14 protein-coding genes are annotated in these 13,649 nt (G+C 67.5%); 5 read left to right on the plus strand and 9 right to left on the minus strand.

The genetic code is table 11. The features are described from left to right. Positions 1–38: 38 nt before the first annotated feature. On the minus strand, positions 39–419 hold the full coding sequence (locus ACQY8B_RS21950; protein WP_422088639.1) for a helicase SNF2: 381 nt from the start codon (positions 417–419) through the stop codon (positions 39–41). A 185-nt stretch (positions 420–604) separates the two neighbouring features. Here ACQY8B_RS21950 and ACQY8B_RS21955 point away from each other — a divergent pair, with 185 nt between their 5' ends. Further along, on the plus strand, positions 605–1,096 hold the full coding sequence (locus tag ACQY8B_RS21955; protein ID WP_422088640.1) for a DUF6314 family protein: 492 nt from the start codon (positions 605–607) through the stop codon (positions 1,094–1,096). 10 nt (positions 1,097–1,106) lie between these two features. Here the strand turns inward: ACQY8B_RS21955 and ACQY8B_RS21960 are convergent, their stop codons facing one another. The 5 genes from ACQY8B_RS21960 to ACQY8B_RS21980 form a co-directional block, all read right to left on the minus strand. Next, the gene (locus ACQY8B_RS21960) at positions 1,107–1,697 is read right to left on the minus strand and encodes a biotin transporter BioY (protein ID WP_409194702.1); all 591 of its coding nucleotides are present in this window, start codon (positions 1,695–1,697) and stop codon (positions 1,107–1,109) included. A 36-nt stretch (positions 1,698–1,733) separates the two neighbouring features. Continuing rightward, positions 1,734–2,327: an energy-coupling factor transporter transmembrane component T family protein gene (locus ACQY8B_RS21965; protein ID WP_422088641.1), complete on the minus strand. Its 594-nt coding sequence runs from the start codon at positions 2,325–2,327 to the stop codon at positions 1,734–1,736. Continuing rightward, entirely contained in the window at positions 2,320–3,039 is a 720-nt protein-coding gene (locus tag ACQY8B_RS21970; protein WP_422088642.1) for an energy-coupling factor ABC transporter ATP-binding protein, read from the minus strand. The genes ACQY8B_RS21965 and ACQY8B_RS21970 overlap by 8 nt, the downstream gene beginning before the upstream one ends. Positions 3,040–3,108: 69 nt before the next feature. After that, positions 3,109–3,945, minus strand: coding sequence for an isocitrate lyase/PEP mutase family protein (locus tag ACQY8B_RS21975; protein ID WP_422088643.1), 837 nt, complete (start codon positions 3,943–3,945; stop codon positions 3,109–3,111). Between the two features lie 105 nt (positions 3,946–4,050). Next, positions 4,051–5,757 carry a M14 family zinc carboxypeptidase gene (locus ACQY8B_RS21980; protein ID WP_422088644.1) on the minus strand — a complete coding sequence of 569 codons (1,707 nt, stop codon included), beginning with the start codon at positions 5,755–5,757 and terminating at the stop codon, positions 4,051–4,053. A 158-nt stretch (positions 5,758–5,915) separates the two neighbouring features. Between ACQY8B_RS21980 and ACQY8B_RS21985 the strand changes: the two genes are divergently transcribed. Beyond that, a complete protein-coding gene (locus ACQY8B_RS21985) occupies positions 5,916–6,629 on the plus strand; it encodes a YebC/PmpR family DNA-binding transcriptional regulator (protein WP_422088645.1) in 714 nt (237 codons plus the stop codon). Positions 6,630–6,651: 22 nt separating this feature from the next. After that, positions 6,652–7,071, plus strand: a complete 420-nt coding sequence (locus tag ACQY8B_RS21990) for a GFA family protein (RefSeq protein WP_422088646.1) — start codon at positions 6,652–6,654, stop codon at positions 7,069–7,071. Positions 7,072–7,140: 69 nt separating this feature from the next. Here the strand turns inward: ACQY8B_RS21990 and ssb are convergent, their stop codons facing one another. Beyond that, entirely contained in the window at positions 7,141–7,698 is a 558-nt protein-coding gene (gene ssb, locus ACQY8B_RS21995) for a single-stranded DNA-binding protein (RefSeq protein WP_422088647.1), read from the minus strand. Between the two features lie 106 nt (positions 7,699–7,804). On the opposite strand from ssb, the gene ACQY8B_RS22000 reads away from it, so the two are divergent. Further along, a complete protein-coding gene (locus tag ACQY8B_RS22000) occupies positions 7,805–9,199 on the plus strand; it encodes a chloride channel protein (protein WP_422088648.1) in 1,395 nt (464 codons plus the stop codon). A gap of 49 nt (positions 9,200–9,248) precedes the next feature. Beyond that, a complete protein-coding gene (gene uvrA, locus ACQY8B_RS22005) occupies positions 9,249–12,353 on the plus strand; it encodes an excinuclease ABC subunit UvrA (RefSeq protein WP_422088649.1) in 3,105 nt (1,034 codons plus the stop codon). Between the two features lie 36 nt (positions 12,354–12,389). Here uvrA and ACQY8B_RS22010 read toward each other — a convergent pair whose 3' ends face one another. Together ACQY8B_RS22010 and ACQY8B_RS22015 are read right to left on the minus strand one after the other, a co-directional pair. Next, a complete protein-coding gene (locus ACQY8B_RS22010; RefSeq protein WP_422088650.1) occupies positions 12,390–12,878 on the minus strand; it encodes a type II toxin-antitoxin system VapC family toxin in 489 nt (162 codons plus the stop codon). Continuing rightward, a complete protein-coding gene (locus ACQY8B_RS22015; RefSeq protein ID WP_422088651.1) occupies positions 12,875–13,645 on the minus strand; it encodes a hypothetical protein in 771 nt (256 codons plus the stop codon). Before ACQY8B_RS22015 ends, ACQY8B_RS22010 begins: the two co-directional genes overlap by 4 nt. Positions 13,646–13,649: the final 4 nt, after the last annotated feature.

Genomic DNA, 13,649 nt, shown 5'->3' on the forward strand with positions numbered 1-13,649 from the left:
TCGAAAGATGCCCACCGAAGCGGGCATGCTGCCGAAGATTACAGCGGCAGGGCGTCGCCGCGAGCTGCGGCACGGGCTGCTGCGCGCACTGCGGCACGGTCCACGGTGCTGGCCAGCACGGGAGCCACGCCCGACGAAGCGCCTTCTGCGTACGGGTCGGCGCTGTGCGCTGCGGCAACGGCTTCGGCACGGACGGCAGCGCGGCTGGTGTTCGACACGATCACCAGGGCCGGGCCGGCGTTGGCGCCGGTGGCGTAGGGGTTGGCGCTGTGCGCGGCCACGACGGCTTGGCTGGCGACGTCGGCGCGGCTGGCGGCCGAGGTCAACTGATGCACGCCTTCATAGGTTTCGGCGTGGGCAGCACCGGCGGCGGCCAGCAGGGCGATGGAGATGGCGGAGAGGAGCTTCGAGGCGGTCATTTGGATGTCCTTCAATTGGTTCGGTTCTTGTTTCTTGGTCTGGATCAGCTGAAGGGCTGGTCCATGGGAAGAATTGTGCGCCGATCTCTAAGTAAAAACCCTTAGCAAACGGAACCGCGGTGTTCACACGGTGGAAACAATCACCGCTCCGAAAAGGAGAAAACGGCTTGTCGTAGAGTGCCGGGATGCGCGCGCAGCCCCCCTCTTCCACCCTTCCGCCCCAAGCTCCCTGGGGCGGTCCGGACACCGTCTTCGATGCGCTGGCGGGCGCCTGGGCCCTCGCGCGAACCATCGAGGGCCAGGCCACCATGACCGGCACCGCGGTGTTCACGGAATTCGCCCCGGACATGCTCAAGTACCGTGAAGAAGGCCGCATACGGCTGGCCGACGGCAAGGAATTCGACGGGCATCGCGAATACCTCTTCGAGCGAGCGCCGGGCGGCTTCGTGGTGCATTTCGCCGAAACCCCGTCGCGCCTGTTCCACGCCATCGGCATCGAACGCGACGGCGCGGCGCTCGCCGGCTCGGCCGTGCACCTGTGCACGCCCGACACCTACGACAGCAGCTACCGCTTCCTGCCGGACGGCTCGTTCGAGATCCGGCACACGGTGCGCGGCCCGCGCAAGAACTACCTGTCGGCCACGGTATTTAACCGGCAGGGCGCGCGGCCCGGCTGAGGAAGACCGATCAGTCGCGGTCGAGCCGCCAGCCCGGCATGCCGCGCATGACCGTCTGCACGAGCATCGCGCAGATGCCGCACTTGATGAGGTCGCCGGGAATGAAGACCAGCATCGCGAGCGCGGCCTGCGACAGCGACATGTGGGCGATCAGCGAAAGCCCGACGATGCCGAAGGCGTAGACCACGCCGATGCCGCCGACCACCGACGCCAGGAAGGCAGCGGCCAGCAGGCCCGTGCCGGTGGCGCCGGCCATGCGCCGCATCGCCAGGCGCATCAGCAGGCCGCAGGCGAAGGCGCCGAACATCCAGCCGAACAGGAAGCCGCCGGCCGGCGCCACGAACACGCTCAGCCCGCCGCGGCCGCCCGGCAGCAGCGGCAGCCCGAGCGCCACCGCGAGCAAAAACAGCGCGATGGCCAGGAAGCCGCGGCGCGGCCCCAGCAGGCAGCCCGCGAGCATCACGCCCAGCGACTGCAGCGTGATCGGCACGCCGAACGGCAGGTCGATCTTCGGGATCAGGCCGAACACCGCCATCAGCGCCGCGAACAGCGCGATGTAAGACAGGGAGCGGGACGAACTGAGGGAGCCGGTGGTGGTCATGGCGGTCAATCGCAATCGAAGAAAAAGAGAAGAAGCTCAGCGGCCGAGCCGTGCTGCCAGCGCGTCGGCCACGCGCTCCGCGGTCTGCAGGGTGCGGATGGTCAGCGGCGCCAGCAGCCGCAAGCCGCCGCCGTGGCCAGCGCGGGCGCGGTAGGCGTCGTCCAGGCGCTGCCACTGCACATAGAAATTTTCGGCGAAGCGCAGCATCAGGCCAAGGCCGAGCGCGATCCGCTCGGTCGGCACACCCACGCGCTGCAGCGGATGCAGCACCGCTTCGAGCACCGCCAGCAGGTCTTCGAAGCGCGTGGTCAGCGTCAGCATCAGCGCCAGCGTGGCCGCACTGGCGAGCCGCAGCGCGCTGGCCACGCCCAACGAGGTCGTGCCCATGGCCCAGTGGAAACCGATGATCAGCGCACCCGCCATCGCCACGCCGAGCAGCATGCGCACGCGGCGCCACGCAGGCGGCCCGAGCGACGCGAAGATGCCGAGCACCACGACGCAGGCCACCGCCAGCGGCACCGGCCGCTCGACCAGCACCAGCAGCGTGCCGCACACCGACAGCACCGCGAGCTTGGCCCACGCCGCAATCGCGTGCATCCACGTCGGCTGTTCCGAATAGAGGCTACGCACGGCGGCCTCGCTCCAGCGCGGCGCGTTCGCGCACGTTCTCGGCATAGGCCTCGCACACCTCGCGGCCCGGCCCGTCGGCGCGCACCTTGCCCTGGTCGAGCCACAGCACGCGCTCGAAGTCGTAGACGTGTTCGAGCAGATGCGTGGACACGACGATCTGGTGGCCGGTGTCTTCGAGTTGCGCGGCCAGCCGCGCCTGGCTCAACAGGTCGAGGCTGGCAAAAGGCTCGTCGAGCAGCAGCGTGGCTGGCTCGCTGATCTGCAAGGCCAGCAGGCACACCTGCTGGCGCTGCCCCTGGCTCAGTTCGCCGACCGCGCGCGAGGCCCAGGCTTCGAGCCCGCGCCGGGCGAGGAAGTCACGCGCCTGCTGGCGCGCCGCCTGGCGTGTTTCGCCGCGCGCCGTCAGGCTGAAGGCCAGCTCCTCGGCCACAGTGGGAAAGATGATCTGGTCGTCGGGGTTCTGGAACATCAGTCCGACGTGCTTCGACAACTGCCTGCGGTCGGCCTGCGTGTCCATGCCATGCACGGTCACGCGCCCCTGCTGCGGCTGGTCGAGCCCGCTGATCAGCCGGAACAGGCTGCTCTTGCCGGCCCCGTTGTCGCCGATCAGGCCAATGCGCGTTTCCTGCAGGCTCAGCGTGAGCCCTTCGAAGACATGCTGGTTGCCGCGCACCAGCGTCACCGCGTCGAGGCGGATGCTGTGCGTGGACATGGGTTCTGGCGGGGGCGGCTGCGGCAAGGGGCGCCCACTGTACCCGAACCCGCCCCGGCGGCAGGCGGCTCAGGGCGTCGCGGGAAAGAGCCCGTTGATCTCGCCGACCGACAGCATGCCCTCGCCCATCGCGTCGAAGCGGCCCTGTGCAAAGGCTTCCCGGGCGATGCGCCCCACGAGCCCCAGCGCCGATTGCAGCGGGCCGCAGCCCAGGCTGATGCGCCGCGCGCCTGCGCGCGCAAGCTCGCCGGCCGGCGGAGCGCCCGCATAGCCGGCGTACACGTTCAGGGGCAGTCGCACGGCACCGGCCAGCTCCGCGATCTCCTCGAGGCTGGACATGCCGGGCACGAAGATGCCGTCCGCGCCCACCGCCGCGTACAGCCGCGCGCGGCGCAGCGCCTCGTCGAAGCGCGCCGCCGGGTCGTCCCAGGGCACGAAGTAGGCGTCGGTGCGCGCATTGATGAAGAAGCGCGCGTCGAGCTTGCGAATGGCGGCGATGCGCTCGCACAGCACCTCCGGCGGCGCAAGCTCGCGCGTACCCGGCCGCGTGCCGTCCTCGATGTTGATGCCGGCCGCGCCCATGTCGACCAGCGCGCCGGCCACATCGCGCACCGCCTGCGTGCTGTCGCCGAAGCCGCGCTCGATGTCCACGCTGACCGGCACGCCGGCAACGCGGCAGATGCGCGCGCAGGCCGCGATCAGTTCGCCGGCGGGCATGCGCTCGCCGTCCGCATGGCCGAGCGCCCAGGCCATGCCGGCGCTGGTGGTGCCGATTGCTGTCGCGCCCGCGCGTTCGACGATGCGGGCGCTGACGGCGTCCCAGGCGTTGACGAGAACCAGCGGGGCCGGGCCAGCGTGGAGTTGGTGGAAGGTGTCGGCGTGCTGCGTCGATTGGGTGGTGTGCATCTGCGGCAATGGCCCGGGGGCGTCATGGAATGACCGCAGCTTAAGAACGCCCCGGCTCCAGGACTTGGAGAAAATTGCTGTCCCCCTTGCCCGTGTCAGGGGCGCTCACGCCATCAAGGCCACCACCGGATACCGCCGCCACTCCAGCTCCGCATGCCGCTTGCCGTGCGCGAAGAGAAAGCCCAGCACAGCGCACTGATCGGACAGCTTCGCGGGATTCGCTGTCTTCCACTCTTCGAACCGGCGCTTGAGCTCAGGCTCGTCCTCCAGCATCTGCAGCGCGGTGTCTTCGAACACATAGGCGGAGAAGGCTTCCTTCTTCTCCAGCACGCTGTTGAAGAAGCCCCAGCGAAAGAAGCTGTCGTGGGCTTCGGGCTCCAGCGTCTCGACGGCATAGCGGGCATTGGGCTGGTCCAGCGGCACCCACATGTCGCCCACGCGCGCCTGGAAGGGCTCTGTGTGCGACGTGAGCACCACCCGGTCATGGAACATGTGGCCTTCGTAGGCGCCCGGGCGCGATGCCACTTCCTGCACGCGGTAGACGCGGGCCGCGTCGATCAGCTGGTCGGCCTCCAGGCGGCGCATCGCGACGCCGTTCCATTGCAGGCGCTCGATCACTTCGCGCCAGGCCTGGGGCACCAGGTAGGCCTTGGGCGCCGCGACCGCGATGTCTTCCACGCAGCGGTCGAAGTGGACGATGTCTTTCTCCCAGGGCTGGTTGCGGTCGTAGGCCAGCCTTTCGTAATTGCCGAGCCTGCTGGGCGTTCGCACGGCCTGGTAGCCCTTGAAGCGCAGGCTGGCCGGGCGCTCATGGTCGTTGCGCCATGTCAGCGGCCAGCGCGCCTGTTGCGCGGCTTCGGCCCGGGCATCGCCGCGCAGCGCCTGGATGCGCGCCGCGTTGGCCACGGTGAACGCCAGCACCACTTCGACCAGCGTGCGCATCGACGCCACGCGGTCTGCGAAGGGCTTCAGCATGTGGGTCTCGGGCATGAAGCCGATGGTGTGGTGCAGCGCGGCGTAGCCGGTGGAAAAGCGCGGCAGGTCGAGGAAGTCTTCAATGCCGTCGTCCGGCGTCTCGGCCAGCAGGTTCACGTAGGGGCAGGTGGGCCAGCCGCGCCGGTCCATGTCGCCGTAGATCGCGGGCAGCATGCGCTCGCGCAGGAAGTCGCCCAGCCCGCCGCCCAGCTTGTCGGGCTGGGTCGGGATCAGCGTCATGGTGCAGGCGTAGTCCGCGCCGTTGGAGGTGTGGGTGTCGACCATCACGTCCGGGTCCCACGCGGTGAAGAACCGGTTGAACACCTGCGCGGCGAGGCTGTCGCACTTGATGAAGTCGCGGTTCAGGTCAAGGTGCCGGCCGTTGCCGCGGAAGCCGAAGGACTCGGGCCCGAGCTGGTTCACGCGCGAGGTGGCCTGGCGGTTGATGCAGCCGTCCACGTTGTAGACGGGAATGAACAGGAACACCGTGTCGCCCAGCGCCGCCAGCCGCTCGGGCTGCAGGCAGAAGTCGCGCACCAGCGCCATGCAGGCGTCTATGCCCTCGGGCTCGCCGGGGTGGCTGCCGTTGTTGTTGAAGAACACCGGGCGGCGCTGCCGCTGCAGCGTCTCGCGGTCGAACACGCCGTCTGCCGTGACCACGCCGGCGTGCATCGGCGCGCCGGTGTCCGACAGGCCGATCCGCCGCCAATGCAGCACGCCGGGGAACTGCGCGGCGAGCCGCTCGTAGAAGGCGATGCATTCGGCCCAGGTGGCGGTCCGGTTGCCATTGCCGGATTCGAAGGGCGTGGGGTACGGGGTGTCTTGTGCGGCGGTCATGAAAAAAGCTCCGTTCTTGCGGCAACGGCGCGGGAACCGCTGCTGTTCACGGGCTTTTAGCACGGCCTCCGGCTACAGTAACGGCCCCAACCGGTCATCCAGCCCTTCTGCAGAGAGCCAGACACGGCCGCAAACACACACTCGAGAAGGAATCAGCCATGGGCGCCCAATGGAAAGCGAAACACAAGGACCTGGCAGCCAATGCCAAGGGCCGGTTGTTCGGCAAACTCGCCAAGGAAATCATGATGGCCGCGCGCAACGGCGCCGATCCGGCCGGCAACTCGCGTCTTCGCCTCGTGGTGGAACAGGCCCGCAAGGTCTCGATGCCCAAGGACACGCTCGACCGCGCCATCAAGAAAGGCGCCGGCCTCACCGGCGAGGCAGTGCATTTCGAGCACGTGATCTATGAAGGCTTCGCGCCGCACCGCGTGCCGGTGATGGTCGAGTGCCTGACCGACAACGTGAACCGCACCGCGCCTGAAATGCGCGTGCTGTTCCGCAAGGGCCAGTTGGGCACCTCTGGCTCGGTGTCGTGGGACTTCGACCACGTCGGCATGATCGAAGCCGAACCCGCCAGGCCCGACGCCGACGCCGAAGTGGCCGCCATCGAGGCCGGCGCGCAAGATTTCGAAACGGCCGAGGAAGGCAATTCCGTGGTCTTCCTGACCGACCCGACCGACCTCGACCTGGTGAGCCGCGCGCTGCCGGCCCAGGGCTTCACCGTGCTGTCGGCCAAGCTGGGCTACAAGCCCAAGAACCCGGTCGACCCGGCGAGCCTGAGCGCGGAAGACCTGGAGGAAGTCGAGACCTTCCTGGCGGCCATCGACGCGAACGACGACGTGCAGAACGTGTTCGTGGGGCTGGCGGGCTGAGGCCGCTTTTTTGCTGCACCAGATGCTTGCCGGAAGATGCCTGTGCGGCGCCGTCCACTACGCGGTGGCAGATGAGTTCGGCTATGCGCTGAACTGCCACTGCGGCGACTGCCGCCGCGCCACAGGCTCGGCCTTCAAGCCCTTCGCGGGCATCGAGCGGCACAAGCTGTCGATCACCCGGGGCGAAGACCAATTGATGGTCCACGGAGAAAAGGACGCGGGCGACCTGCATTGCGGCAAGTGCGGATCGCTGCTCTTCTCGGTGGTGCGCGAAGGCCTGTTCGTGCACGTCACGCTGGGCACGCTGACGGACACGCCGCGCATTCGCCCGAGCGCGCACATCTTCGTCGGCTCCAAGGCGCCCTGGTTCACCATCACGGACGACCTGCCGCAGTACGAAGGCCATGTCGTGGACACGAGGCCGCGCGGCGACCGGACCTGACTGGCGGGCAAAGAAAAAGGCCCGCCCTTGGAAGAGCGAGCCTTTGTTGACAAATCCGAAAAGTCGGTCCTAGAACGGAATATCGTCATCCATGTCGTCGAAGCCCGACGACGACTTGGCCGGTGCCTGGCGCGGAGCCGGTGCCGGAGCACGCGGAGCCGCCGCGGGTGCACGGGGTGCGTATCCGCCGCCACCGCCGTTGCCGCCCTGCGAGTAACCGCTGCCGCCACCGCCACCGCCTTGCGAGTAGCCGCCGTCGTCCTCGGGACCGCCCGACGGGCCGCCCTGGCCTTGACGGCTGCCGAGCATCTGCATCTGGTCGGCGCGGATTTCGGTGGTGTACTTTTCGATGCCGTCCTTGTCGGTCCACTTGCGCGTGCGCAGGCTTCCTTCGACATAGACCTGCGAACCCTTGCGCAGGTACTGGCCGGCGATTTCGGCAAGGCGGCCGTTGAAGACGATGCGGTGCCATTCGGTGGCTTCGCGCATTTCGCCGCTTTGCTTGTCTTTCCAGCGATCGGTGGTGGCCACTGTGACGTTCGCGACCTGATCGCCGCTCGGGAAGGTCCGCATTTCGGGGTCGCGCCCCAGGTTGCCGACGACGATGACTTTATTGACCGATGCCATATGCACTGCCCCTGATAAGTGGATAAAGGAGAAGGTTGAGAGGAACCCTCCATTGTGCCCGAAGGCCGACAAGCCAAATACCCCGTCGGTGCCAGAATGCCCTCCCATGAACCGCGAACCCGATTTCCTCGAGCACCTGCGCGCCGAGTTGTCCAGCGGCCGCGTCTGGCTCGACCGGGCCATCGTGCTGGGCTACGCCATCGCGGCCGGGCTTTTCGTGGTGGGCTTCACGCTCGCCAGCGACTGGGTCTTCGGCCAGTTCCACCGCTTCTACCGCGCTTGGCCCTGGGCCGTGCTGCTGACGACGCCGCTGATCACGGCGGGCATCGTGTGGTTCACGCTGCGCTTCTTTCCCGGCGCGGGCGGCTCGGGCATTCCGCAGATCAAGGCGGCGCTGCACCCCGCCCTGCCGGAAGAGCGCCGCTTCTTCTTCGCCTCATTGCGGCTCACGGTCGCCAAGATCGGGCTGGGCGCGGCGGGTTTCGCGGCCGGGCTGTCGATCGGGCGCGAGGGGCCTTCCGTGCAGGTCGCGGCCGGGGTGATGCAGCACGCGCGGCGCTGGCTCTCGCCCAACACCGCCATCGACGGCCGCGCGCTGCTGGTGGCCGGCGGTGCCGCCGGCATCGCGGCGGCCTTCAATGCGCCGCTGGCGGGCGTGGTGTTCGCCATCGAGGAACTCTCGGGCCGGCTCGAGGCGCGCTCCAGCGGCCTGATCATCACGGCCATCGTGCTGGCGGGCCTGGTGGCCGTCTCGGCGTTCGGCAACACCAGCTACTTCGGCGTGATCCGCGTGCCCCGGCTGGGCTGGGACGCGCTCGGGCCCGGCCTGCTGGTCACGCTGCTCAGCGGCGCTGCCGGCGGGCTGTTCGCGCGGCTGCTGACAGCCTCGCTCACCGGCGCGCCGGGGCGCTTCAACCGCTGGCGGGCACGTTTTCCGGTGCGGTTCGCGGCTGCGGGCGGGCTGGCGGTGGCCGTCATCGGGCTGGTCACGGGCGGCGTCACCTTCGGCGCGGGCTCCGAGGCGGTCAAGCAGATGCTGCAGGGCCATGACGAGCTGACGCCGCTCTATACGGTGCTCAAGTTCGTCGCCACCTGGCTCACGGCGTGGTGCGGCGTGCCGGGCGGCATCTTCGCGCCGGCGCTGTCCATCGGCGCGGGCATCGGCGACGCGGTGTCGCAGCTGGGCAGCAGCGAACTCGGCCCGGCGCTCATCGCGCTGGGCATGGCCGCCTTCCTGGCGGCGGTGACGCAGGCGCCGCTCACCGCCTTCATCATCGTGATGGAAATGGTCGACGGGCATTCGATGGTGCTGAGCCTGATGGCCGCGGCCATGCTGGCCAGCCTGGTCTCCCGCATGATCAGCCGCCCGCTGTACGACACCCTGGCCGAATACATGGTCGGGCGGGCCATCGGCGCCGCCGAACCGGTGCATCCGCCGCCGCCGCAAGCCCCCGCGCCCGCGCCCGCGCCCGCGGCGCCTGATCCCGCCCGCTCGCCATGAATTCCCGGGCGGTCTATCATGTCCGGTTGCCCTCGGACGATCGCCTCCTTTGAATTCCAAAGCCACTGAACTAGCCACGGCAGAAGCCGCTGAAGCTGCAGAACGCGCCCGCGATGCGGAACGCGAACGCGACACCTACCTCGGCGCGGTGCTGGCGCAGCAGCGCATCAGCATCCGCGGCGCGCGCACCCACAACCTGAAGAACGTCGACCTCGACATTCCGCGCAACAAGCTGGTGGTCATCACCGGCCTGTCGGGCTCGGGCAAGTCGAGCCTGGCCTTCGACACGCTGTATGCCGAAGGGCAGCGGCGCTATGTGGAAAGCCTCTCGGCCTACGCGCGGCAGTTCCTGCAGCTCATGGACAAGCCCGATGTCGACGTGATCGAGGGCCTGTCGCCCGCCATCAGCATCGAGCAGAAGGCCACCAGCCACAACCCGCGCTCCACCGTGGGCACGGTGACCGAAATCCACGACTACCTGCGCCTGCTGTATGCCCGCGCCGGCACGCCCTACTGCCCCGACCACCACCTGCCGCTGCAGGCGCAGACCGTCTCGCAGATGGTCGACGCCACGCTCGCCCTGCCCGGCGAGCCGCGGCTGATGATCCTGGCGCCGGTGGCACGCGAGAAGAAAGGCGAGTTCCTCGAGCTCTTCGCCGAGATGCAGGCGGCCGGCTACATCCGCTTCCGCGTCGACGGGCAAACATACGAATACAACGACCTGCCCAAGCTCAAGAAGACCGAGAAGCACGACATCGACGTGGTCATCGACCGCCTGCGCGCTCGCCCCGACATGCAGCAGCGGCTGGCCGAGAGCTTCGAGGCCGCGCTGCGCCTGGCGGAAGGCCGCGCCATTGCGCTGGAGCTGGGCGCCGAAGGTGCGGCCGATAAGGAGCACCTGTTCAACGCCAAGTTCGCCTGCCCGATCTGCCACTACTCGCTGTCGGAGCTGGAGCCGCGCCTGTTCTCTTTCAACTCGCCGGTGGGCGCCTGCCCGAGCTGCGACGGCCTGGGCCACAGGGAAGTGTTCGACCCGGCGCGCGTGGTGGCCTTCCCCTCGCTGTCGCTGGCCAGCGGCGCCATCAAGGGCTGGGACCGCCGCAACGGCTACTACTTCAGCATGATCGAGAGCGTCGCCAAGCACTACAAGTTCGACGTCGACGCGCCCTTCGAGTCATTGCCGGCCTCGGTGCAGCAGGTGCTGCTGCACGGCTCGGCCGCCGAGGAGATCAAGTTCAACTACACCATGGAGTCGGGCAACTTCGCGGGCAAGAAGCTCACGAAGAAGCACCCCTTCGAGGGGATCATCCCGAACATGGCGCGGCGCTACCGCGAGACCGACTCGGTGATGGTGCGCGAAGACCTCGCGCGCTTTCGCAATCTGCAGCCCTGCCCCGACTGCGGCGGCTCGCGGCTGCGGCGCGAGGCGCGCAACGTGTTCCTGGTCGATGAATCGGCACGTCCGGCCGACGGCGGCGAGCCGCCGCGCATGGCGATCTTCGAGCTCAGCCATCTCACCTTGCGCGATTCGCTGGCCTGGTTCCAGACGCTCAAGCTGCGCGGCGCCAAGGCCGACATCGCCGACAAGGTGGTGCGCGAAATCGGCCTGCGCCTCAAATTCCTGAACGACGTGGGCCTGAACTACCTGAGCCTGGACCGCAGCGCAGAGACGCTCTCCGGTGGCGAGGCGCAGCGCATCCGCCTGGCGTCGCAGATCGGCTCGGGCCTCACCGGCGTGATGTACGTGCTCGACGAGCCCAGCATCGGCCTGCACCAGCGCGACAACGACCGCCTCATCGGCACGCTGAAGCATCTGCGCGACATCGGCAACAGCGTGATCGTGGTCGAGCACGACGAGGACATGATCCACGCCGCCGACCACGTAATCGACATGGGCCCCGGCGCCGGCGTGCACGGCGGGCGCGTGATGGCGCAGGGCACCTATGCCGAGGTGTCGGCCAACCCCGATTCGCTCACCGGCCAGTACCTGTCGGGCACGCGCAAGATCGAAGTGCCCAAGCGCCGCACCGCATGGCTGCCGGTGGTGAACAAGCCCGCGTTCAACGAAGGCAAGAAGCCCTCGCGCTTTCCGCAGAGCCCGGCCGCCGAGCGCCGCGCGGCGCGCGAGGCCGCCCACCTGGCCACGCAGACCGACCTGCAGGAGATTCGCGTGGTCGGCGCCACCGGCAACAACCTGAAGAACGTGAGCGTCGCCTTCCCGGTCGGCCTGCTGACCTGCGTGACGGGCGTGTCGGGCTCGGGCAAGTCGACGCTGGTGAACGACACGCTCTACACCGCGGTGGCGCGCACGCTGTACCGCGCGCATGAGGAACCGGCCGAACACGAATCGGTCGAGGGCATCGAGTATTTCGACAAGGTCATCAACGTCGACCAGAGCCCCATCGGCCGCACGCCGCGCAGCAACCCGGCCACCTACACCGGCCTGTTCACGCCCATCCGCGAACTGATGGCAGAGACCAACACCGCGCGTGAGCGCGGCTACGGCCCGGGCCGCTTCAGCTTCAACGTGGCGGGCGGGCGCTGCGAGGCCTGCCAGGGCGACGGCGTGGTGAAGGTCGAGATGCACTTCCTGCCCGACGTGTACGTGCCCTGCGAGGTATGCCACGGCCAGCGCTACAACCGCGAGACGCTGGAGGTGCTCTACAAGGGCAAGAACATCGCGCAGATCCTGGAGATGACGGTCGAGACCGCGCACGAGTTCTTGAAGGCCGTGCCGACCATCGAGCGCAAGCTGCGCACCCTGCTGGACGTGGGCCTGAGCTACATCAAGCTCGGCCAGTCGGCCACCACGCTGTCGGGCGGCGAGGCGCAGCGCGTGAAGCTCGCGCTGGAGCTGAGCAAGCGCGACACCGGCCGCACGCTCTACATCCTCGATGAGCCGACCACCGGCCTGCACTTCGCCGACATCGAGCTGCTGCTGAAGGTGCTGCACCAGCTGCGCGACGCGGGCAACACCATCGTCGTGATCGAGCACAACCTCGACGTCATCAAGACGGCCGACTGGCTGATCGACATGGGGCCTGAAGGCGGCGCGGGCGGCGGCACGGTGGTGGGCGAAGGCACGCCGGAAGACATCGCGGCGAACGAGGCGAGCCACACGGGGCGGTATCTGAAGCGGCTGCTGACGAACTGAATGAACGATGCTTGAGCACTGACGCTCAATCACGACTCAAGCGTTAAGGTCGCCCAGGAGTCCTCGTTGGCCATTGTCAAACCAGGCGGAGTCGAAGCCGTCGGCCAACAAGATCGGCTTTACGACGCTGGTGCCAGCGTCGTTCAGTCTGCGTAGGTACTTCACCAAAGTTTGAGCATCCTCTGTGAGGATATGCGTCAACGATTCGCAGATCGCCTGGGCGATCAGCTTGATGTCGTCCTTGACAGCACTTCGATCATCGTTGCCATCTCTCTTGAGATCGCGCATCAGCAATCCGGCGGTCATGGCGTGGTCGATGTTGAAAGGGAGTACTTCGAAATTGCGCAATGGCAAATCGGTCACTGCTTGCTTGACCTGGAATTCCGAAGCCGCAATTGCCGATAGATACAGCGGCACGCCGCGCTTCAGAGCTTCTCGAAGATAGCTGACCGCAGCTTGATGATGCGCACGCGTCGGATCGGCCAGCGAGATCAGGTAGCTCGTGTCGAGCAGAATCGCGCTCACTCCTTGCTTCCCCGAAGCTCGTCGATCCAAGCACCCGCATCAGGCACATCGCGCCATGCCTTGGCCCCGCGTTGAGTCAAACGATCCAGGTCTTTTTCATCGAGCCGGCTCTCGTGCTCGACGAACTCCAAGAGTTTGGCGCCTCGATACTCGCGTGTCATGACGTTGTATTCAGCAACGATCCTGATCATCGCCGGCTTGTAGAGACGATTGATTTTTTCATCTCGCAGCATTTCGCGGGCCGCATCAACCAGCAGTGCCTTGCCGTCCGGCAGGCGAATGTGGGCGTTGGGCTTTGCATGGCCGCCCATGTCTTCGATTTCACCGCGCACATAGCGCTCGACACGTACCCACTGGTCCGCATCGTCGGCCCTGAAGTCGGATTCGGCGCTGATCACAATGGCAGCGGGCAGAAAATCCGCTGCAATACTCACTCGCCATCGACGACCGCCGCGCGCGCTTTTTTGCCAGCGCTCGATCACCGCGCGTCGCTTCAAGCCGACACCATCCATCTCTTGGCCGTTGGCGAGCTTTCGCAGATCGTTCAGCAAGACAGGATTGGCCGTAGGCGCCGTGCGAATGGCCAGCGATCCTTTTTCGATGGAAATGTCGAGCGCGTTGGTATCGACGTCGTTGCCGTCGCCGCGAAGAAATTCATCCACGTCCCGGGTAAAGCTGCGCAGCACGGACAGGGGCACTCGGTCGGGCGAGATTTCATATCCAGCCGACTCATCGTGCAAAGCTATCAGCAACTCTTGGGCTTCCATCGGT

It is taken from the genome of Variovorax sp., assembly GCF_965279555.1.
GTDB lineage: Bacteria > Pseudomonadota > Gammaproteobacteria > Burkholderiales > Burkholderiaceae_C > Variovorax.

Bases quoted from the DNA above. Each gene is read 5' to 3' on its own strand.
- ACQY8B_RS21975 (WP_422088643.1), bottom strand. From the start codon at position 3,945: ATGCACACCACCCAATCGACGCAGCACGCCGACACCTTCCACCAACTC.
- ACQY8B_RS21970 (WP_422088642.1), bottom strand. From the start codon at position 3,039: ATGTCCACGCACAGCATCCGCCTCGACGCGGTGACGCTGGTGCGCGGC.
- ACQY8B_RS21950 (WP_422088639.1), bottom strand. From the start codon at position 419: ATGACCGCCTCGAAGCTCCTCTCCGCCATCTCCATCGCCCTGCTGGCC.
- ACQY8B_RS22015 (WP_422088651.1), bottom strand. From the start codon at position 13,645: ATGGAAGCCCAAGAGTTGCTGATAGCTTTGCACGATGAGTCGGCTGGA.
- ssb (WP_422088647.1), bottom strand. From the start codon at position 7,698: ATGGCATCGGTCAATAAAGTCATCGTCGTCGGCAACCTGGGGCGCGAC.
- ACQY8B_RS21980 (WP_422088644.1), bottom strand. From the start codon at position 5,757: ATGACCGCCGCACAAGACACCCCGTACCCCACGCCCTTCGAATCCGGC.
- ACQY8B_RS21985 (WP_422088645.1), top strand. From the start codon at position 5,916: ATGGGCGCCCAATGGAAAGCGAAACACAAGGACCTGGCAGCCAATGCC.
- ACQY8B_RS22000 (WP_422088648.1), top strand. From the start codon at position 7,805: ATGAACCGCGAACCCGATTTCCTCGAGCACCTGCGCGCCGAGTTGTCC.
- ACQY8B_RS21990 (WP_422088646.1), top strand. From the start codon at position 6,652: ATGCTTGCCGGAAGATGCCTGTGCGGCGCCGTCCACTACGCGGTGGCA.
- ACQY8B_RS21960 (WP_409194702.1), bottom strand. From the start codon at position 1,697: ATGACCACCACCGGCTCCCTCAGTTCGTCCCGCTCCCTGTCTTACATC.
- ACQY8B_RS21955 (WP_422088640.1), top strand. From the start codon at position 605: ATGCGCGCGCAGCCCCCCTCTTCCACCCTTCCGCCCCAAGCTCCCTGG.